The sequence below is a fragment of the Bartonella capreoli genome (assembly GCF_902813205.1).
Taxonomy (GTDB): Bacteria; Pseudomonadota; Alphaproteobacteria; order Rhizobiales; family Rhizobiaceae; genus Bartonella; species Bartonella schoenbuchensis.
Window position 1 is genome coordinate 148,238 of record NZ_CADDZX010000003.1, and the last position, 18,354, is coordinate 166,591.

The following is an 18,354-nucleotide window of genomic DNA, read 5'->3' on the forward strand; positions in this document are numbered from 1 at the left end:
TATGTATAAAAAATCAAAACAAGTAAACTGGAAATACGAAAGACTTGCAGAGCTTAAAAAGCGACGCGAACAATTGGAAAATGCCCTTTATTCAGGGGCACAATCTGTGCGTCACGGCGATAAGCAAATCAATCATCGTTCTACTGAAGATATACGCAAAGCCCTTACAATGCTGGCTGAGGAAATAGCAATTCTTGAAGGGTACAAGCCCTCATGTGTTTATTATCTTAACACATCACGAGGCTATTAATGGTAAGTTTTTTGAATAAAATTTCAGGAGTTTTCCGCAGTTCCAGTAATCATAATCCACATTTTGAAGCAGCAAGCCGTAGCTATCGATTAAATGGATTTGATCCTGCAAAAAAACACATCAATAAAGCCATTGAAGAATGTGGTGATACAATTGTCGCTCGTTCAAGATGGCTTTACGATAATGAACCCCTTTACGGATCTGCAACAGAAGAATGGGTTTCAGCAGCGGTAAGTGATGGGATTAAGCCCTACCCTAGAATTGAAGGATTTCAGGAAGAAAAGAAAAAGCTTCTTGATCTTTGGTGGCAATGGGTCGATGAAGCTGATCATGATGAAGATGCTAATTTTTATGGTCTTCAAGCAACAATTGCTCGTGAGGTTTTTTTAACTGGTGAATGTTTTGTAAGATTACACTATACCGACTTTTATAAGCGCTCACGTGTACCACTTCAATTACAAATTTACCCCTCAGAAATGCTGGACTTAACCTATAACGGACCAGTAGAAACTAAAGGCAACACCATTCGTATGGGAATTGAATTCAACGCAAAGGGCAAACGTGTTGCTTATCATTTTTGGAAACGTCACCCTTACGATGATCATCAGGTAACTCAGATATTTACAGGTCAAGAACGCATTAGAGTGCCTGCTGAATTGGTTATTCATATTAAAGATCGCCGCACTGCAGGACAACTACGTGGATGCCCCAAAGTCACGCGCTGTATGACAAAACTCTTTCAGCTTGACTCTTATGATGATGCAGAACTTGATAGAAAAAGAACAGCCGCTCTTTTTGCTGTTTTTGTCACAGGATCAACACCAGGCGAAACAGAAGTGCCGGACAATCGTGATGGAATTCAAACTGCAACATCTTCACAGACACCACCAGAATTTCCTATAGTTAAACCTGGTGCAACACTTTATATGGGAGAGAATAGAGACATTAAATTCTCGAGCCCTGTAGAAGTTGGAGGTTCTTATGAAGCCTTTCAATATCGCAATAATTTAAAAATTAGTGCAGCTTTAAATATACCCTATGCCATTGTTACAGGTGATGTAACACGAGGTAACTTTTCTAACGTACGCACATCCATTATTCAGTTTAGACGTCACATCAAACAATGGCGTGAAAACATCATCGCTTTTCAATTCAATCGCGTTATTTGGGAACGCTTTGTCCAACTAGCCGTGCTTGCTGGGTGTGTTGAATTACCAGGATGGGAAGAAAATCCTTTACCATGGATCCAATGTGAAAGCTTTGCGCCACCACTTGAGATGATTGATCCAAACAAAGACATCTCAGCTGAAAAAGAAGAAATCCGGGCAGGTTTAAAATCACGACGTATGGCACTTGCTGAGCGTGGTTTTGATATTGATACCATTCACGCAGAGTTGGAAGAAGAACAAAAAGACGCAAAAGCACGGGGATTATCATTCGACACAGATGGTGAAGATTTTTCTACTGGTTTGAGTAACACTGACGAACCGGATGAAAATGATCACAACAATAAAGCGCATGAAGATGAAAAATAATATTGATATGCCATTTTTGGTTTCACGACTTTTTAATGTACCGCATATGCTCGCCCCTACAAAGTTTGATGTCATTCTCAATTTAATGACACCACGCCTTTTTGAGGGAAATAAATTTTCCCCTGGGGCATTTTCTCAAGAGGATTCTATCTTTCAAGCTCCTCCAGAAACTTATGTGGTTAAAAATCATGTTGCTATTCTTCCGGTTCATGGCACGCTTGTGCGTCGTGGTGCGTGGCTTAGTGCTGCGTCAGGATTAACCTCTTACGATGGTCTGTGCGAGGCTTTTCAAGAAGCCATTGAGCAACCTGATGTTCGTGCAATTTTACTGGATATTGATAGTGGCGGTGGCGAAGCAGGTGGTGTTTTTGATTTAGTTGACGCGTTTCGTTCGCTTTCACAAGAATACAATAAACCCATCTGGGCACATGCTAATGAAATGGCCTGTTCAGCAGCTTATGCCATTGCTTGTGCGGCTTCTCAAATTTGGGTTGCACGCACGGGTATTGTTGGATCAATTGGGGTTGTGTGTGCTCACCTTGATCAGTCCCGTGCTGATGAAATGGACGGATATAAATGGACTTTTGTCTATGAAGGAGATCACAAAGTTCACGGTAATCCTCACGAGCCATTGGCTGATAAAGCCCTTGAAAAGATGCAAGCAGATTGTGCGCTTCTCTATGACATGTTTGTCGATTTAGTTGCACAAAACAGACCTACAAGTGCTCAAGCGATCCGCGACACGAAAGCAGAGACATTTATAGGCACCCAAGCTGTAGAGCTTGGGTTAGCAGATGCGCAAGGCACATTTGCACAAGCTTTGGAAGCTCTAACCGCTTCCATTCAATAACCCCTGAATATGAAATCAAACAAAGGAATTAAATATATGTTACGGACAAAATATCGCGCCAAAGATGATGGTGAGCTTTCCGCACAATTGCCTGCAGGAGAGGAAAGCGAAAAAATTAAAGTTTCTGCAGAAGAAAATGCTGTCGACGTTGGTGTTAACACTGAAGTTTTTAACAAAGATAATAACGTCAATGAAAATAAATACGTAGTTATTCAAGCGACACTTGAACAAGAAAGAAGGCGTGCTCAGGGCTTTATGACTTTGGAAAAGCAAGCGCAGCGTTTAGGTGTTTCTTTCAATGCAGCACAAGCTATTCAAGATGGTATGAGCTTAGAAGAAGCAAAGAGCATTATTCTAGCTAATGCTACGTCACAAAGCGAGGCTTTAGCCGTATCGCCTTATGCACCCCATCCGGAAGTAAACACTCAGACAAATATTTATGCAAAATGGGAAAAAGTTTGGAGGGCAATATAATGAGTAAAGTTTTTTATGAAGGTCCTCGTGATAGCGCTTATCTTGGGCGTTATGATCCTGACATGTCAAACGAGGAAGTAATCTTTGCACAAGGAGATGAAGTTGTAGCGGGAACCGTCATGGGGCTTGTGACATCAACGGGTAAATATGTGCCGTTTAATCCTGATGCATCAGATGGCAGTGAAATTCCAGCGGGAATTTCTTATGCCAATGTTGATGTATCACAAAGCGATCAACGTGCAACGATTACAGTGCGTTTATGCACGGTAAAAAAATCTGAACTGATATGGCCTGACAAAATTGACGAAAAGAAAAAGGAAACTGCCATTCAGATCTTAGAAAAAAATAACATTCTATTGCGATAGGAAACATACAAATATGGATATAAAATCTTTTAATCATGATGCTTTTTCATCGGTAACAATGATGAAAGCAATTGAAAACTATGAGTTTAAACCTAGTCTGATTGGCTCACTTGATCTTTTTGAAGAAGTTGAAACAACTACAACATCTGTTAGTATTGAGAGATGTAATAATACATTATCGCTCATTCCAACAAGTGAACGCGGTGCGCCTTTAATAGAAGCAGGTAGAGATAAGCGTAATATTCGATATTTTGAAACAACACGTATTGCCAAAAGCGATACTATAAAATCAGGAGAAATTCAAAACCGACGAGAATTTGGTACAGAAGACCAGCTTGAAACAGCGATGAAATTTATCGCTAAAAGACAAAAAAAACTGATCAAAGAAATTGAACTGACCTGGGAAAATATGCAGCTTGGAGCTATTCAAGGTGTTGTTCTTGATGCTGACGGATCAGTGGTCTATGATTGGTACAAGGAATGGGGAATCACACCACCAAAGGCTATTAATTTTAAACTCGATGAGGAAACGACAGATGTCGCAGATGTAGTTGATCAAGTTGTCACCAATATGGTGGAAGCATCAAGTGGTGCATTTTCCAATTGGTCATGGATTATTGGGCTTTGTGGACGTGAATTCTTTTCAAAATTAAAAAATCACAAAACAGTTCGTGAAACCTATCTCAACACACCCTTAGCACAAACATTAAATAGCCCAAAAGGTATTGCAACACCTGGAGCTATTGGATCAGGAAGTTTTGGGAGTTTTGACTTTGCTGGTGTAACATTTATCAATTATCGTAATATTGGTAACTATAATGTGAAAGCTAAAGCTGGTACCAAACAAGCTATAGGGATTAAGCCGAATGAATGCCGATTCTTCCCTGTTAACGCACCGGGTGTATTCCAAAAAACATTTGCTCCGGGTGAAAGTTGGGAGTTTGTCAATACAGTTGGAAAACCTCTTTATACTACACTTACTATAGATCGCGAACATAACGCATGGGTGAGACCTGAAGTATACAGTTACCCACTCTTCATTTGCACGCGTCCTGAAATGCTTTTCAAGGCAGTAGTGGGAGAAAAATAAAATGCAATGGTATGGGCTGCTCAGTCAAATGATTGAAGATATACGTGACACTTTTGGGCAGCCCGTGATCTATACACGAAAGAAAACAGGGCAATCTCTTCACATTGCAGCTATTTATAGCATTAAGCATGCAGAGCAAGAAGCTGGGGGAAGAGTCAAAACAACAATCCCAAGAAAAGAACTTGATGTTTGCATCAATGATATAGGAGGCCTGCAACCTGAAATCGGTGATCATATTGTTCTTCTTGCTTCTCAAGAGAATTTTACTGTCGCAAATGTACAAGCTTCGGAATCAAATATGTATAAGCTTATCCTACGTGAGGACGCTGTGTCTGATGTAAAGTAAATTATTTTTATTAGTTTTCCATCTTCATAAAGCATCGAGGAAAGGAGCTACAGTTTAGAAGAAATATATCTATTTAAACTCACCCCATTTTCAGCGGCTTGAATTGCTAATTGTCTATGGAGTTCTGGCGGTATTCTTAACTGAAATCTGCCACTATATTTTACATGTGACAAAGGTATAGGAACATCCTCTCCATTGCGTTGCATGTCCTCAACAACTTCTGTAACGAGGTTCATAATACCCTTTAAAGCGTTCTCTGCTTTAACATCTAACCATGAAAGAGAAGGAAATTCAGCACATAAACCAACATATTCCTCATCTTCTTGCGACCACAGAACACGATACGTATAATGATTATTGTTCATTCTTTATCCTTTCTATCGCTTGTAAGATTTGTTTGACTTGATAAGCTTTTGCTTTGTTACCAGAACTTTTTTGAATATTTACACGAGGATCTCCAAACCACGGGGTTTTAAAAACAAAATGGCTTGAACCATTGTTCCGCGGTTCTCCAAAGAAATGTCTACATACAGCCAACAAATCTGAAAACTTTATGTTCTTTGGTGATGTTTTCATCAAGCTGATTATTTTTTCAATTTTATGACTCATAATTTTATATATAGTATCATTATTGATACTGATCAATGCTTTTTATAGTTTTCAACTGATATGTCCTAAACAGGAGCTAAGATGCATCCACGAGATACATTAAGAGAAACGTTTGTTGAGTTGATTAAAGCTGGCAAGACATCTGCTGGCGATGAAGTTTACAACATGCGAGACTTTAATTTCTTTAATGAAGAGCATCCGTTCGTTAATGTGTCGACCCAAAACGAAACAATAGAAGATGGGCACGATTATGGGGCAAGACGACGTGTTTTAACGGTTGATGTTGAATGCTATGACACAAGAAAAAATGGAGCACGTTTTGTTGATCAATTAGCTTGGGAAATTGAAACGATTTTCCATAGCAATCCCAGTCTCAACAACACCGTTGAAAGCTGTCGCTTACAAAACATTGCCATGGCTTTTGGTGATAATGGCTCCTTAGCATTGCATGGTTCTATTTTAACCTTTGAAGTCACTTATGTAACCAATATTCCTTCTGAAGAAGAAGATGCTGCCTTTTTTGAACCTTATGTAGGCTTTGATCCCGATACAGGTCTTAACAATGAGGATCAATATCAAACCACTGGAAATTCCTCATGTTAGAGCGGCGTGATAGCGAAATTACAGATTTAAAAAGGCGTGTGGCCAATATGGTTATGGTAGGCAAGATTAGCCACGTTGATCATAAAAACGCACGCTATCGTGTTCAAAGCGGTAATATTGTGAGTGATTGGATTCCAGATACACAGGCCCGTGCAGGAAAAACCCGTTCCTATGAAGGGCGTGATGTGGGCGAGCAAGTCATTGTCCTTTCCACATCAGGGGATTTATCGCAAGGGATGATTATTGGCTCTATTCATACAGATGCCAATCAAGCAGCTGATAAGGGCAATATTCATACAACTATATACCCTGATGGCACAACGGTTGAATATGATGATGAAACAAGCACCTATTCATTGACGATTAAGTCAGAAGGCAAATTCATTTTAACAATTTCCGATGGCGTTTCCATAAAAGGTGAAGGAGGTGAATTAGAAATCACCGCTCCAGAGGGCATAAAGATTATTTCAGAAAGCGATATGACTTTAAAGGCAGATGGAAACATGACACTGGAGGCAGAGGGAGATGTTTCTATCAAATCAAGTGGCAGCGCATCTCTTGAGTCAGGCAGTCATATGTCCCTTAAATCAAGTAGTGGCACCTCTCTCAAAGCGGGTGGCGAGGTGTCTGTTAAATCAAGTGGGTTAAAGCATAATAGTGTTAACGTCGGAAGTGGCCATAAACACCCTGGTGTTAAATCTGGTGGTGCTATGACAGGAGGCCCCATTTGAGTATAGGAATGAATTGTGAAACAGGCAAATCCATGATCGGGCTTGACCACTTGCGTCAGTCCATCATGGATATTTTAATGACGCGGATAGGTACACGGGTTATGCGTCGTGATTACGGATCACGTGTTCTTGATCTGATTGATGATCCGGTCAATGAAACCTTTAAGGTGGCCATTTATGCAGCCGTTGCAGAGGCTTTAGATAGATGGGAGCCTCGTTTTAAGCTTAAACAAGTGAATTTAACTTCTGTTGAAGAGGGAAAAATTTCCATATCTTTTGAAGGAATTTACGTCCCTTCAGGAAAACCAATCACTATGGAAGGATTACAGATAGGATGAATGAGGATTTCATAAAACCAGAAATCATTCCAGAGCTTTCTATTGAAGAAATACGTGCTGCCTGTCTTGAGAGTTTAAAACAGCTTTTGCCTAATTACACACCTTTGGAAAGTGATCCAGCAGTTAAAATCATTGAGGTTGCAAGTTATAGGGAGTTTTTATTAAGGCAGCGTATTAATGAGGCTGCACGTAATACCGTTCTTGACTTTGCCAAGGGGGAAGCTCTTGATGCTTTAGGGGAATGGCATGGTGTTGAACGCTTGGAGGGTGAAAGTGATGACAGTTATCGTGAACGCATTAAGCTTCGTGTACGGGCTGGTAAAGGGGGTGGAACAGAGCCTTATTACAGATATTTCGCCTTATCAGCAGATAACCGTGTGAAGGATGCAATCATTTATCGAAAAGGAAGAAATCCTACTATTCACGTGGCTATTTTTGGCAAGAATGAACAAGGAACAGCCAGTGAGGATTTATTACAAAGAGTCAAAGAAGTGCTGACGGATAAAAGCGTGATTATGACAAATGATACAATTGAAGTTCACGCTGCAGTAACAACAGTTTTAGATTTAGAAGCAGATGTTTGGCTCTTACCTGAAATTTCTTTAGAGATCTTAACACAAATGGAGGCAAATTTACGGGCAGCTTGGAAGAAAGAGCAAGCCCTTGGTCGTGAATTGAGTTCATCATGGTGGATTTCAAAACTGATGATCCCTGGTGTGCAAAAAATCATCGCTGTTACCCCTACGCATGATATTGCCGTCTCCAGTGAAGAAATTTTAGCCATTGGTAAAATTACGCTCAATTTCAAAGGTCGTATATAGTAATGCTTGGGAACTTACTTCCAACAAATACAACAAAATTTGAAAAGCGCCTTGCCGATGCTTGTGACTTTCATAAAAGTATTGAAGATTCAATCAATTTTATCTCTCGTGCAAAGCTTGATATCATAGACCCAAGCTTCTTGCCATGGTTAGTTGAAGAATATGGGCTTGGAGAACTGACATCTTATGTTCCAGACTTCTATGTTTTGCTTGAAACGGGACCACAATGGCAGCGGGTACGTGGATCTTTAGCGGCTATTGATAAAGGGCTTGAATGGTTAGACCTTAGTGCACATTTCGTAGAGGCATGGCCAGAGCGAGAATGGTGGAATTCATTTCAGCTTTATTTTGATCAATTGCCTGACACAGACAAACTTAAAGCCATTGAAGGGATCGTTAAGCTTTCTGAATGTTTACGCTCTGATTTTTGGCGTGGTGTTCATGGTTATGATGCTCCCATTGTAGAGGGGAATATATCTCGCTTAGATGACAGTATGTTTGACTCTCAAAGTGGTGCGTGTGCGACAGAAGGCGGCACAGTATTTTCCTTTGGGCGTTCTACAGAAATAAGCCTCACCTTAACTGAAGAAGACGGAAAGCTCATTGGTAATTGGATTGATGATCAAGAAGAGCTCGTTTGGGAAGGTTTGGATTACCCATGGGATAGAGCAAATTTCCCTTGGACTTTACCCCAAAAAAGCGAACATAACCTATTGAATTTTGGTGATGATGGGGATGAAGAGTTTAGTTGGAAAAGTTTAGATTATCCATGGAATGAAGCAAATTTTCCTTGGGTATCAGAGCAAAAAAATGGGCGCGCTATATTAATGGCGGATTGGTTTAAAGATCGCACCCTTTATCTGGCTTTAAGAGATAACAATGATAAACTGATTGGTTATCGAAGATGTAACATTGTCCAGCAAGTGACAAGAGTTTCAGATGGAGTTTACAGTCATTCAGGTCATCACTTTACACCCTTTATAAAGGGTACAAAAGTTTTGCTTGCTGCGCGAACGCAATTTCATGATGTCGATGATAAACAAGCAGCATCTGCCTCTGTCTTTGTTCATGCGACCCCTGCAAAACACATCTCGCCTGGCAAACTGTGGTTAAAACCTGATGAGCTTATCGGTGGCGTGGAGATTCTTAAAACCCCTATTTCTCTATCTTTACGTAAAGATATTCGTGAACAATTCAAAATTTTATTGAGGTTTTAATATGGAGCATGAAAGCGGTTTACCGTTTGCAATTGACCGATCTGTAGATAAAGACGAGCAACAAAGTGTTGTATTCTATGGAGAGCGCCCTTTTATTCAAAGTGCAGAACTCAATGAGGTTCAAACCATTATTCGCGGCCGTCATGACCGTTTAGGAAGACTTGTGGCCAAAGAAGGTGACCGTATTGAGCGTGCGGATGCTTTTGTTGATCAAGAAAACAAAAAAGTTACTTTGACAGAGGGAAAGATTTTTATTGCAGGTGATATCTTCCCTGTATCAGAAGCCATTTTAAACAATATTCCCATGCTTGGACGTGTGGAGATTGGTGTAAAGCTTCAAAAACAATGGATAACCCATGAAGATGATCCACAATTATTAGGTCAAATTCCAGGTACATTGGCAGAAGGTGAACCAGGAGCAGCAAGGGAAACAGCAAAGCTTGTATGGGCTTTGGAAAATGACAAGCAAGAAGGTGTTTTCTTCCCTGTCTATATCTTACAAGATGGTACTTTGATTGATCAAAAGCCCCCTTCATTGTTAGAACCTGCTTTGCAAGCTATTGCAACTTATGACCGTGCTCATGGGCATTATATTGTCAATGGTTGTCGGGTGACAGCCTTAGGACAAAATGACGGCAAACAAATATTTAGTATAGAAGAAGGTGAAGCCAATATTAATGGCTTTAAACATAAACGCCTTGCTGCTTTAAGGCATGAAGAGCCAGAAGACTACTGTGAAGGTATAGTGCCAAGTGAAACACATCTCTTTACATCCAAGAAAGCCAAGGCAACTAAATCGGAGAAGACAAGCTTTACGTTTGAAACCTATTATTTTCCCATCGCAGCTGTTCACTCTATTTTGCTCACAAAAGAAAAGACTACCAATGTCACCCGCGGTGCGGTAGCCTCAGGGCGTGATGGTGTTCCTGATAAAAGTGTTGTGAGTTTTATAAAAGTCGTTCAAGGGGATAAGGAATTTAAAGAAGGTGTAGACTTTAAAAAGACTGGTGATACGATTGACTGGTCTTTACTTGGTGATGAACCTAAAACAGGCAGCACTTATGAGGTCACCTATCATTATCGTACCAAGGTGGATGCCGATAAGATCACAGCGCGGGAAATTACTGTCTCAGATGGTGCTGAAGGTGGAGATATCATTGTCAGTTACACCTATAAACTCCCCCGTATTGACCGCATAGGCTTAAATTCTCAAGGTGATGTGGTTTATATTCAAGGGATTTCAGCAGACAATCCTATAGCACCTAGTGTTCCTGATGATATATTATCACTTGCAACGATCACAAATAATTGGCTTGATTATCCACGTGTCGACAATAATGGCACACGTGTTGCCCCTTATGCTGAAATGTGGCGCTATTTTAACCGTGTTCTTGATCTTGACCGGTTATTACAGCTTGAAAAGATTAAGAGTAATGTTGATTCAAAAGAACCTGTCTCTAAAAAAGGGATGATTGCCGATCCTTTTCTTGATGACAGCCTTCGCGATGAAGGAATCGAACAAACAGGTGCAATAGGTCATGGCTTATTACGCCTTGCGATTGAGCCTACATTTTACTACGCTACCTTAAATGAGTCTGTCACCCTTGATTGGGAGAATGAAGTGATCATTGCGCAAGAGTTGATGACTGCTTGCGAAAAAATCAATCCTTATCAGAACTTTGACCCATTGCCAGGCACACTTGCCCTCACCCCTGCAACGGACTTCTGGCGTGTTCAACGCACAGATTGGCTTTCAGGTGTAACCAATGAACTGTCTATGGGCCGTCGTCCTGGCGGTGGGCGTACAACAGAAACGAAAGATGAATTAGTCAGTACACGTCAAGAGCAAATTGATTTCTTAAGACAAATTGATCTCAACTTTAAGATTGAAGGCTTTGGTAAAGGAGAGGTTTTAGAAAGTCTGACATTTGATGGCGTTAGTGTTTTACCAAAGGAGACACTTACTGCCAATTCTCAAGGCATTATTGAAGGGAAGTTTAAAATTCCTAAAGACATCACAGCAGGAACAAAGAACGTTATTGCTGTTGGTAAAGGAAAAACAACGGCTACGGGGCTGTTTACGGGTCAAGGTGTGATTGATGTGCAGGTTATGCGGCGTGTAACAACAGTGCGTGTATGGAAAAAATCTGATCCGCAAGCACAAGTCTTTACACCTGATGAAACACGGCAAATAACAGGTATTGATTTTCATATTTGCAAGATTGGCAATCGTTCCAATGATTTGATGGTAGATCTCGTTACAACGGACAATGGCTATCCTACAGCTGACATTCAAGCACAAGCTTTCTATTCGATGAAAGAGGCTGAAACGGGATGGGCTGCAGCACGCTATAGTGTCCCATTGACAGTACAAAATGATCGCTTAACAGCTTTTGTTATTAAAACAGATGATGGCGATCATTCTGTCTCATTAGCAAAACTTGGAGATTTTGATGCAAAAAATCAAAGATATGTCTCCAGTCATCCTTATATCACAGGGCCTCGTTTTTCTTCTGTGAATGCGCAAACATGGACAGCTCACCAAGATGAGGCCTTAGCATTTCGTGTGCTGGCCGCTCGTTATACACAAACAGAAAAAACTGTCGATTTGGGTGAGTTCGATTTGAAAGAATGTTCTGATTTACAGGTACGTGCAGCCATTGAACTGCCCTCCAGTGAATGTTCTGTCATCTTTGAAATTGAACGCAACAACGGTACAATTTATCAACTCTTACCGTTCCAATTACTTAGTTTAACGGAATACATCAATGAAAAAGTCCAGTTACGAGCCATTTTAAAAGGGACCGAGAAGCTATCGCCAGTGTTGTTTGCTCCCATTGAATTGATTGCGGGTAAGATAAAAAAGGAAGCAACTTACGTCACACGTGCTTTTTCCTTTGGAGAAAAGTCGAGACTAACCAGCTATATTAAAACTTTTTTACCAGGCGGTTCAACTTTCAAAATGGAGCTGCAACTGGATGATGGTGATTTTACTTCCTTAAAATTAGAGGAAACAGAACAACTCGCAGAGCCACTTTGGACGGAACGTAAATTTGTAAGTGAAGATAAGAAAGCTGGGCAAGCACGTTTGAAACTCACATTAACTGGCGGTCCTGCGGCACGTTCTATGGCAAGTGATTTTGGTGCAGGAATTATGTAACAAGGATAATATCATGGCAAAAACAAAGAAATTAGGAATGGAATTACCATTAGAAGGTCGCTTTATCAGTGCTGAGTTTCCTATTTTACGTGAAAACCTGACAATCATTGACCAAGCAGTTTCTGATCTTGATGAAAAAGCAGATAGTAAGGCGTCTTTACAGCACACTCATGTGATAAGTGAAGTAAGCGAGCTTGAAGATGCACTAAGTGGCAAGATGGCAGCAGATAAAACCTTTGCTTTGGTTGATTTAACTGATGTTAAAGGTGCTAAGGATGCAACTGAAAATCATGTTTTATATAAATCAGGTAAGGATCGCTTTGCATTTGGCTCTGCTCTCTCACTCTTAGGCGAACATCAGCATACGATTGAAGATATTGTAGGTCTTGAGGAGCATTTAGAAAGCATCAATGTAGATTTGAAAAATTATGGGCGCTTGTCAGGTAAAAATGAGTGGGAAGATACGAATGCTTTCAAAGGAAAAGTCAATATTGAAAAGGGTATTGAATTAACTGAAACCTCTTCTTTAACTTTGAAACAAAATGATAAAATAGTGACGAATTTAAATGCAACTGAAAGCTTGCTTAAAGGTCCCCTTAAAGTTGATGGTAAACTCGTTTATACCAAACCGCAAGCCGATAAAGCCATATCGGAAGCAATCGAAAAGCTGAAAGAGTCTTTACCTAATAAAAACACAAGTTTAATTGATAAGCTCATTGATTGGCCAGAGCTTGCTGATGCAGAATTAGTCTACACGCAAAGTGGGAGGATTGTGTGGCCAGATTGGATAACCGATGAAGCCATGGTTGAGATCCAAGCGTGGGGCGGTGGCGGTTCTGGTGGCGGTGCTAATACGACATATTTCGGTGGTGGCGGCGGTGGCGGTGGCTGCTCAGTATGGTATGGCCCTAAAAAACATTTAAATGGACATGAAAGTTTTGTCATTGGTAAAGGGGGATCTTCTGTACAAAATAAAAATGAAACAGGCAATCCTGGAGGGAAAACAACTGTCGGACAGGATCTTATCGTAGCCGGAGGCGGTAAAGGCGGCTGGGGAGCCACTGACGTGGGGTCAGGACAAAGTGTTGATGGTGGAGCTGGGAAAACTGTTACTCAGTCAACAGACGGGCGTCCGGGTATTGCCAAAGGAGGCAATGGTAGTCCTGGAACAAAAAGCTCCACTAGAAATTTAAGTGGTGATGCTGGTGATGCTGGAGGGGATACATCAAGGGGAGGCTGTGGAGGGACTGGCAGGGGAAAGTATATTTCAGGTAAACCAGGTCGCGGTTTTGGTGGTGGTGGTGCTGGATCTCATTATCAAAATAATCCTAGTGGTCCTGGAGCTAATGGTGCTGTCCTTATAAGAATATGGAAAAAACCATATGAAAAAGAATAGATAAATCTGAAATTATAAAGCTTTTAGCATTTAAGTTTGACAGGAGTAATATAATGGCAAAAACAAAGAAGTTAACAATGGAGTTACCTTTAGAAGGCCGTTTTATTAGTACTGAATTTCCTATTACACGTGAAGATTTGATAATAATTGATCAGGCGGTTTCTGATCTTGATGAAAAGACGGATAGCAAGGCGCCTTTACAGCACACTCATGCCATAGACCATGTGTCAGAATTTGAAGATGCACTAAGTGGCAAGATGGCAGCAGATAAGACCTTTGCTTTAGTTGATTTAACTGATGTTAAAGGTGCTAAGGATGCATCTGAAAATCATGTTTTATATAAATCAGGTGAGGATCGCTTTGCTTTTGGTGATCCGGCATTACTCTTCCACCCGCACCAACATGAAGTTGAAGATATTACAGGACTTAAGGACCATTTAGAACGCATCAATGTAGATCTGAAAGATTACGGGCGTTTGTCGGGTGAAAATAAGTGGGAAGATACGAATGTTTTCAAAGGAAAAATCAACATTGAAGAAGGTATTGAATTAACGGACACCTCTTCTTTAACTTTGAAACAAAATGATAAAGTGGTGACTAATTTAAATGCAACTGAAAGCTTGCTCAAAGGACCCCTCAAGGTTGATGGCAAACCCGTTTATACCAAAACGCAATTGGATGAAGCTATGTCAAAAGAAATCGAAAAACTGAAACAGTCTTTACCTGATGAGAGCACGGATTACTCTAAGAATTCTGATGCCGAGTTACTTATCACTCAAAGTATGAGAATCCAGTGGCCATATTGGGTAACTGATAAAACTAAAGTTGAAATCCAAGCATGGGGCGGCGGTGGCGGTGGTGGGGGAGTACAGAATGATATTCATCCGGCCGGTGGTGGCGGTGGTAGTGGTTGCGTAGTATGGTATGGCTATAAGTCAAGTTTGAATGGACATCACGATATCGTTATTGGTAGTGGAGGAATTGGTGGCAATTCTGGAGGACACACAATTATAGGCAATAATTTTATTGCCGTTGCAGGGGGCTGTGGTGGCTGGGCAGGTCTTGAAAAGAAGGCAGGAATTGGTGGTTATGGAAGTAGAGGAGGAAACTTTGGTTTGGTAACTAGTGAACAGCCCGGCCTCGTTAAAGGTTATGATGGTTACGGCGGAGGGAATGGACACTCTCAAATGGTAAGTGGCTTTGGTGGTAATGCAGGCAATCCATGTCGTGAATTTGGCCGCGGGGGTGTGGGTGCCAACAGAACTGGTTTCACTAAAAACGAGGGAGCTGATGGCGCTGTCCTCATAAGACTATGGAAGAATTAATTAATGCTTTAAAGATTTTTACAAAGGAGTTTTTATGCAATACGCAGTTGTTGAAAATGGTGTGGTAACCAACATTATTGTTGCACCAGAGGATTATGTTTACCCGTTTGAAGGTGAGGCCATTGCTTCAAATGAAGCCCAAATTGGTTGGACTTATAAAGACGGACAATTTTATCCTCCTGTTGAGGAGGGAGGCGTTACAGAGCCATCGGTAGAGTCTGTGAAATAAATTGTATGAAAGGATAATCATCTAAGCTATAAGGCTTTCAAGAGGAATATTAAATTGTTGGTGCAAATTTTTAATCATACGCAGAGTTAATTTTCTTTTGCCGTTTAATATTTCATAAACACGATTTAAACGGCCAATTGCAGGAACTAAATCTTTAGCACTCAAATTCATTTGCTCCATTCTAAATTTAATTGCTTCAATTGGATGAGGAGGAGAAACAGGAAAATGTTCCGCTTCATAAGCTTCAATTAACAAAACAAGGATCTCCATTTTATCAAATTCTGGAGTATTCATTTCAGGTTGATTGTCAAACATTGTAGATACAATTTCTAATGCTTTTTGATAATCTTCTTCAGTGCGAATGGGTTTGATATTCATTGCTAAAACTCCTTTAATTCTACAGTATTGGCATCAATAGCATTGTATTGTTTATGCGTTCCTATGAACTTTATATAAAGCCAACCTGCTGGATAAAAAATTGATACAATTAAGCGATAGTCATTGCCTTTAATATTAAAAACAACACGATTATTTTTTAGTATGCTCGCACTTTTATATTTCTCTTTAATATCATGAGGAGAACGCCACTGCGCATTTTTTGCTTCATCTACCCATGCTTTTAAAGGTTGCTCAGCATCAGGATGTTGCATCCAAAAAGTTTGAAGTGTGGAAACTTTAATAATCTTCATAAGGATATCCTGACTTTTTATTCAGATTAGTACCATTTTGGGACTAAGTCAAGATCTTTTAGCAATTTCTCCAAGGCCAAATAGGATTTATTTGGCCTTTATTTTTTATCAGCCAATCATTTAAAGGAGCACCAAGAATGGAATCAAATTTTTTACATGGTGTTGAAGTCATTGAGAATGACGACGGCACACGTCCTATTACGCCAGTTCAATCGGCAGTTATAGGCATTGTAGGCACAGCACCCAATGCAGATCAGGACGTCTTTCCTCTTAATACACCGGTTTTGATATCGGGATCTCGTTCCAAGGCAGCTAAACTTGATAGATACAACAGAGGTGAAGGCACACTGCCTAATGCCCTTGATCTGATTTTTAAGCAAGTAGGCGCCATTGTTGTTGTGGTGCGGGTAGAAGAAGGTAAAGATGAAAACGAAACATTGGCGAATGTTTTAGGTGGCGTCAATGCAGATGGCTCTTATGAAGGTGTCCATGCTTTAATAGGTGCACAATCTATTGTTGGGCAAACGCCACGCATTTTGATTGCTCCTGGTTTTACTCATAAACGCCCTAATGGTGTGGATCGGATACAAGTCACAAACAGAGGCAGAGGTTACACACAAGCTACTGTTACAATAGAAGGCAACGCTAAAGCAATAGCCAGTGTTAGTGTTAATGACGGAGGAATATATGCTATTTGGATTAAAAAGAGTGGAAATGGTTATGAAAAAGCGCCTCGTGTCACCATTGAAGGTGATGGAGAAGGTGCCACAGCTACAGCCAAAATCAAACAAATGTCTAATCCTGTAGCAGCAGAGCTGATTGGCATTGCCGAGCGTTTGCGTGCTATTGTGGTGATTGATGGACCAAACACAACGGATGAAGAAGTTATTAAAATGCGAAGAGATTTTGATTCCAAACGTGCCATCATAGCTGACCCATTTGTAAGCGTTTTGCGTAAAGGAAGAATTTCACAAGAACCAGCAAGTTCAGTAGTTGCCGGTATTATTGCTAAAACAGATTTCACTCACGGTTTTTGGCATTCCCCTTCAAACAAAGTGATCAATAGCATTAGTGGCATAACGCGGCCCATTGATTTTGCCATTGGTGACAGTTCTAGTCGTGCTAATTTGCTCAACGAGAAACATATCACAACAATCATTCGTGAGAATGGCTATCGCTTATGGGGAAATCGCACACTTTCATCAGATCCAAAGTTTGCTTTTATATCCGTGGTGAGAACTGCAGATATGATCAATGATGCCATTTTGCATGGGCATATGTGGGCAGTCGATCGAAATATCACAAAGACTTACATGAGTGATGTGAGTGAAAGCGTTAATGCTTATTTGCGTGACTTGAAAACACAAGGCGCCATTATTGAAGGGCGTTGTTATCCCGACCCAGAACTTAATACACCAAGCGCCATTGAAAGCGGAAAAGTCTATTTCAATGTCGAATTCCAACCAACCACGCCAGCAGAACGTATTACGTTCCGTTCGCGTATTGTTAATGATTACATAGAGGAGATCCTTTAATGATTGCACCAAGAATACCAAGAGCTTTGAAGCATTTTAACATTTATGTTGATGGGATTCCCTATAGAGAAAAATGTGACAGTGTTACTTTACCAAGCTTAAATTTCGTCGTTGAAAGTTTCCGTGCAGGTGGCATGGATGCTCCCGTTGGAATCGAAATGGGAATGGAAGAGCTCACACTTTCTATGACTGTTGCAGATTGTTCTGACGAACTTCTAGGTCTTTTGGGTAAACCCAATATTGATATTTCTCTGCGTGGTGCAATTCAAGCACAAGGTGCAGCAGAAGAAGGAATTGTAATCTCCATGCGTGGATTTTGCAAGAGCTATGAACCTGGCCAATGGCAGCCTGGTGCTAAGTCTACCACAACAATCAATTATACATTGCATTATTTCAAATATGTTCAAAATGACAAGGAAATCGTTGAGATTGATATCTACAACATGGTGAGAAGATTCAATGGCGTTGATCAATTAGCAAAACATAGAGAACTTTTAGGAATGTAAAATGACTATAAAACAAAATATTACTTATAAATTGCTTTCGCCCATTAAAGTTGAAGGAAAAGAGCGCACTGAAATCACCTTACGCCCTCCAAAGGTAAAAGACGCTCAAGCTATTGAAAAAACAGAAGGTGTTGAGCAAACGGTAATTCTGATTTCACGTCTTTCTGAGTGGCCTGAAGAGGCTATTAGTGAACTTGCTATGATTGATATGATAAAGATCGGAAAAATATTGGAGGGTTTTATGAAGCGGCTGGGTATCTAACCTGGGAAACAGCCGCTAAACTC

The 18,354-nt window shown here is 40.5% G+C and carries 21 protein-coding genes and 2 pseudogenes; 19 read left to right on the forward strand and 4 right to left on the reverse strand.

Annotated features, from left to right (window positions below; genetic code table 11):
• Window position 1 precedes the first annotated feature (1 nt).
• The 7 genes and pseudogenes from J7R05_RS04190 to J7R05_RS04220 all read left to right on the forward strand — a co-directional run bounded on the left by J7R05_RS04190 (window position 2) and on the right by J7R05_RS04220 (window position 4,910).
• On the forward strand, window positions 2-250 hold the full coding sequence (locus J7R05_RS04190; protein ID WP_208541306.1) for a phage head-tail joining protein: 249 nt from the start codon (window positions 2-4) through the stop codon (window positions 248-250).
• Window positions 250-1,785 carry a phage portal protein gene (locus J7R05_RS04195; RefSeq protein WP_208541307.1) on the forward strand — a complete coding sequence of 512 codons (1,536 nt, stop codon included), beginning with the start codon at window positions 250-252 and terminating at the stop codon, window positions 1,783-1,785. The genes J7R05_RS04190 and J7R05_RS04195 overlap by 1 nt, the downstream gene beginning before the upstream one ends.
• A pseudogene (locus J7R05_RS04200) lies at window positions 1,775-2,629 on the forward strand (S49 family peptidase); the annotation flags it as partial. The gene J7R05_RS04195 and the pseudogene J7R05_RS04200, both read left to right, overlap by 11 nt.
• 42 nt (window positions 2,630-2,671) lie before the next feature.
• Entirely contained in the window at window positions 2,672-3,109 is a 438-nt protein-coding gene (locus J7R05_RS09240; protein WP_246468217.1) for a hypothetical protein, read from the forward strand.
• Complete coding sequence (locus J7R05_RS04210; RefSeq protein ID WP_010703929.1) at window positions 3,109-3,474, forward strand: head decoration protein; 366 nt, start codon at window positions 3,109-3,111, stop codon at window positions 3,472-3,474. The genes J7R05_RS09240 and J7R05_RS04210 overlap by 1 nt, the downstream gene beginning before the upstream one ends.
• 13 nt (window positions 3,475-3,487) lie before the next feature.
• A complete protein-coding gene (locus J7R05_RS04215; RefSeq protein ID WP_208541309.1) occupies window positions 3,488-4,564 on the forward strand; it encodes a major capsid protein in 1,077 nt (358 codons plus the stop codon).
• A 1-nt stretch (window position 4,565) separates the two neighbouring features.
• Entirely contained in the window at window positions 4,566-4,910 is a 345-nt protein-coding gene (locus J7R05_RS04220; RefSeq protein WP_208541310.1) for a head-tail joining protein, read from the forward strand.
• A gap of 47 nt (window positions 4,911-4,957) precedes the next feature.
• On the opposite strand, the gene J7R05_RS04225 is transcribed toward J7R05_RS04220, so the two are convergent.
• Window positions 4,958-5,275: a type II toxin-antitoxin system HicB family antitoxin gene (locus J7R05_RS04225; RefSeq protein ID WP_078689848.1), complete on the reverse strand. Its 318-nt coding sequence runs from the start codon at window positions 5,273-5,275 to the stop codon at window positions 4,958-4,960.
• On the reverse strand, window positions 5,265-5,555 hold the full coding sequence (locus J7R05_RS04230; RefSeq protein WP_246468219.1) for a toxin HicA: 291 nt from the start codon (window positions 5,553-5,555) through the stop codon (window positions 5,265-5,267). The genes J7R05_RS04225 and J7R05_RS04230 overlap by 11 nt, the downstream gene beginning before the upstream one ends.
• 45 nt (window positions 5,556-5,600) lie before the next feature.
• Between J7R05_RS04230 and J7R05_RS04235 the strand changes: the two are divergent.
• The 9 genes and pseudogenes from J7R05_RS04235 to J7R05_RS04275 all read left to right on the forward strand — a co-directional run bounded on the left by J7R05_RS04235 (window position 5,601) and on the right by J7R05_RS04275 (window position 15,339).
• Window positions 5,601-6,132, forward strand: a pseudogene (locus J7R05_RS04235) (hypothetical protein).
• Window positions 6,116-6,853, forward strand: a complete 738-nt coding sequence (locus J7R05_RS04240) for a phage baseplate assembly protein V (protein WP_208541312.1) — start codon at window positions 6,116-6,118, stop codon at window positions 6,851-6,853. The pseudogene J7R05_RS04235 and the gene J7R05_RS04240 overlap by 17 nt, the downstream one beginning before the upstream one ends.
• The gene (locus J7R05_RS04245; protein WP_078689702.1) at window positions 6,850-7,191 is read left to right on the forward strand and encodes a GPW/gp25 family protein; all 342 of its coding nucleotides are present in this window, start codon (window positions 6,850-6,852) and stop codon (window positions 7,189-7,191) included. Before J7R05_RS04240 ends, J7R05_RS04245 begins: the two co-directional genes overlap by 4 nt.
• On the forward strand, window positions 7,188-8,012 hold the full coding sequence (locus tag J7R05_RS04250) for a baseplate J/gp47 family protein (RefSeq protein ID WP_208541313.1): 825 nt from the start codon (window positions 7,188-7,190) through the stop codon (window positions 8,010-8,012). The genes J7R05_RS04245 and J7R05_RS04250 overlap by 4 nt, the downstream gene beginning before the upstream one ends.
• Window positions 8,013-8,014: 2 nt before the next feature.
• Window positions 8,015-9,229: a phage tail protein gene (locus J7R05_RS09245; protein WP_246468221.1), complete on the forward strand. Its 1,215-nt coding sequence runs from the start codon at window positions 8,015-8,017 to the stop codon at window positions 9,227-9,229.
• A gap of 1 nt (window position 9,230) precedes the next feature.
• Window positions 9,231-12,389 carry a DUF4815 domain-containing protein gene (locus J7R05_RS04260; protein ID WP_208541314.1) on the forward strand — a complete coding sequence of 1,053 codons (3,159 nt, stop codon included), beginning with the start codon at window positions 9,231-9,233 and terminating at the stop codon, window positions 12,387-12,389.
• Between the two features lie 13 nt (window positions 12,390-12,402).
• Window positions 12,403-13,785, forward strand: a complete 1,383-nt coding sequence (locus tag J7R05_RS04265) for a Bgr_08870 family protein (protein WP_208541315.1) — start codon at window positions 12,403-12,405, stop codon at window positions 13,783-13,785.
• Window positions 13,786-13,838: 53 nt separating this feature from the next.
• Window positions 13,839-15,110, forward strand: coding sequence for a Bgr_08870 family protein (locus tag J7R05_RS09250; protein WP_010703941.1), 1,272 nt, complete (start codon window positions 13,839-13,841; stop codon window positions 15,108-15,110).
• Window positions 15,111-15,144: 34 nt separating this feature from the next.
• Window positions 15,145-15,339, forward strand: a complete 195-nt coding sequence (locus tag J7R05_RS04275) for a hypothetical protein (RefSeq protein WP_208541316.1) — start codon at window positions 15,145-15,147, stop codon at window positions 15,337-15,339.
• A 21-nt stretch (window positions 15,340-15,360) separates the two neighbouring features.
• On the opposite strand, the gene J7R05_RS04280 is transcribed toward J7R05_RS04275, so the two are convergent.
• Both J7R05_RS04280 and J7R05_RS04285 read right to left on the reverse strand, forming a co-directional pair.
• Window positions 15,361-15,717 carry a helix-turn-helix domain-containing protein gene (locus J7R05_RS04280; RefSeq protein ID WP_208541317.1) on the reverse strand — a complete coding sequence of 119 codons (357 nt, stop codon included), beginning with the start codon at window positions 15,715-15,717 and terminating at the stop codon, window positions 15,361-15,363.
• Between the two features lie 2 nt (window positions 15,718-15,719).
• Window positions 15,720-16,028 carry a type II toxin-antitoxin system HigB family toxin gene (locus J7R05_RS04285; protein WP_246468223.1) on the reverse strand — a complete coding sequence of 103 codons (309 nt, stop codon included), beginning with the start codon at window positions 16,026-16,028 and terminating at the stop codon, window positions 15,720-15,722.
• A 137-nt stretch (window positions 16,029-16,165) separates the two neighbouring features.
• Between J7R05_RS04285 and J7R05_RS04290 the strand changes: the two genes are divergently transcribed.
• The 3 genes from J7R05_RS04290 to J7R05_RS04300 are packed head-to-tail and all read left to right on the forward strand — an operon-like array spanning window position 16,166 to window position 18,331.
• Window positions 16,166-17,563 carry a phage tail sheath C-terminal domain-containing protein gene (locus J7R05_RS04290; protein WP_208541318.1) on the forward strand — a complete coding sequence of 466 codons (1,398 nt, stop codon included), beginning with the start codon at window positions 16,166-16,168 and terminating at the stop codon, window positions 17,561-17,563.
• Window positions 17,563-18,069 carry a phage major tail tube protein gene (locus J7R05_RS04295; protein ID WP_078690073.1) on the forward strand — a complete coding sequence of 169 codons (507 nt, stop codon included), beginning with the start codon at window positions 17,563-17,565 and terminating at the stop codon, window positions 18,067-18,069. Before J7R05_RS04290 ends, J7R05_RS04295 begins: the two co-directional genes overlap by 1 nt.
• Window position 18,070: 1 nt before the next feature.
• Window positions 18,071-18,331 carry a phage tail assembly protein gene (locus J7R05_RS04300; RefSeq protein ID WP_078690074.1) on the forward strand — a complete coding sequence of 87 codons (261 nt, stop codon included), beginning with the start codon at window positions 18,071-18,073 and terminating at the stop codon, window positions 18,329-18,331.
• Window positions 18,332-18,354: the final 23 nt, after the last annotated feature.

Coding starts and splice junctions, on each gene's coding strand:
- J7R05_RS04250 (WP_208541313.1), top strand. CDS start 7,188: ATGAATGAGGATTTCATAAAACCAGAAATCATTCCAGAGCTTTCTATT.
- J7R05_RS09250 (WP_010703941.1), top strand. CDS start 13,839: ATGGCAAAAACAAAGAAGTTAACAATGGAGTTACCTTTAGAAGGCCGT.
- J7R05_RS04295 (WP_078690073.1), top strand. CDS start 17,563: ATGATTGCACCAAGAATACCAAGAGCTTTGAAGCATTTTAACATTTAT.
- J7R05_RS04285 (WP_246468223.1), bottom strand. CDS start 16,028: ATGAAGATTATTAAAGTTTCCACACTTCAAACTTTTTGGATGCAACAT.
- J7R05_RS04260 (WP_208541314.1), top strand. CDS start 9,231: ATGGAGCATGAAAGCGGTTTACCGTTTGCAATTGACCGATCTGTAGAT.
- J7R05_RS04220 (WP_208541310.1), top strand. CDS start 4,566: ATGCAATGGTATGGGCTGCTCAGTCAAATGATTGAAGATATACGTGAC.
- J7R05_RS04280 (WP_208541317.1), bottom strand. CDS start 15,717: ATGAATATCAAACCCATTCGCACTGAAGAAGATTATCAAAAAGCATTA.
- J7R05_RS04215 (WP_208541309.1), top strand. CDS start 3,488: ATGGATATAAAATCTTTTAATCATGATGCTTTTTCATCGGTAACAATG.
- J7R05_RS04240 (WP_208541312.1), top strand. CDS start 6,116: ATGTTAGAGCGGCGTGATAGCGAAATTACAGATTTAAAAAGGCGTGTG.
- J7R05_RS04210 (WP_010703929.1), top strand. CDS start 3,109: ATGAGTAAAGTTTTTTATGAAGGTCCTCGTGATAGCGCTTATCTTGGG.
- J7R05_RS04290 (WP_208541318.1), top strand. CDS start 16,166: ATGGAATCAAATTTTTTACATGGTGTTGAAGTCATTGAGAATGACGAC.
- J7R05_RS04265 (WP_208541315.1), top strand. CDS start 12,403: ATGGCAAAAACAAAGAAATTAGGAATGGAATTACCATTAGAAGGTCGC.
- J7R05_RS04300 (WP_078690074.1), top strand. CDS start 18,071: ATGACTATAAAACAAAATATTACTTATAAATTGCTTTCGCCCATTAAA.
- J7R05_RS09245 (WP_246468221.1), top strand. CDS start 8,015: ATGCTTGGGAACTTACTTCCAACAAATACAACAAAATTTGAAAAGCGC.
- J7R05_RS09240 (WP_246468217.1), top strand. CDS start 2,672: ATGTTACGGACAAAATATCGCGCCAAAGATGATGGTGAGCTTTCCGCA.
- J7R05_RS04225 (WP_078689848.1), bottom strand. CDS start 5,275: ATGAACAATAATCATTATACGTATCGTGTTCTGTGGTCGCAAGAAGAT.
- J7R05_RS04275 (WP_208541316.1), top strand. CDS start 15,145: ATGCAATACGCAGTTGTTGAAAATGGTGTGGTAACCAACATTATTGTT.
- J7R05_RS04190 (WP_208541306.1), top strand. CDS start 2: ATGTATAAAAAATCAAAACAAGTAAACTGGAAATACGAAAGACTTGCA.
- J7R05_RS04195 (WP_208541307.1), top strand. CDS start 250: ATGGTAAGTTTTTTGAATAAAATTTCAGGAGTTTTCCGCAGTTCCAGT.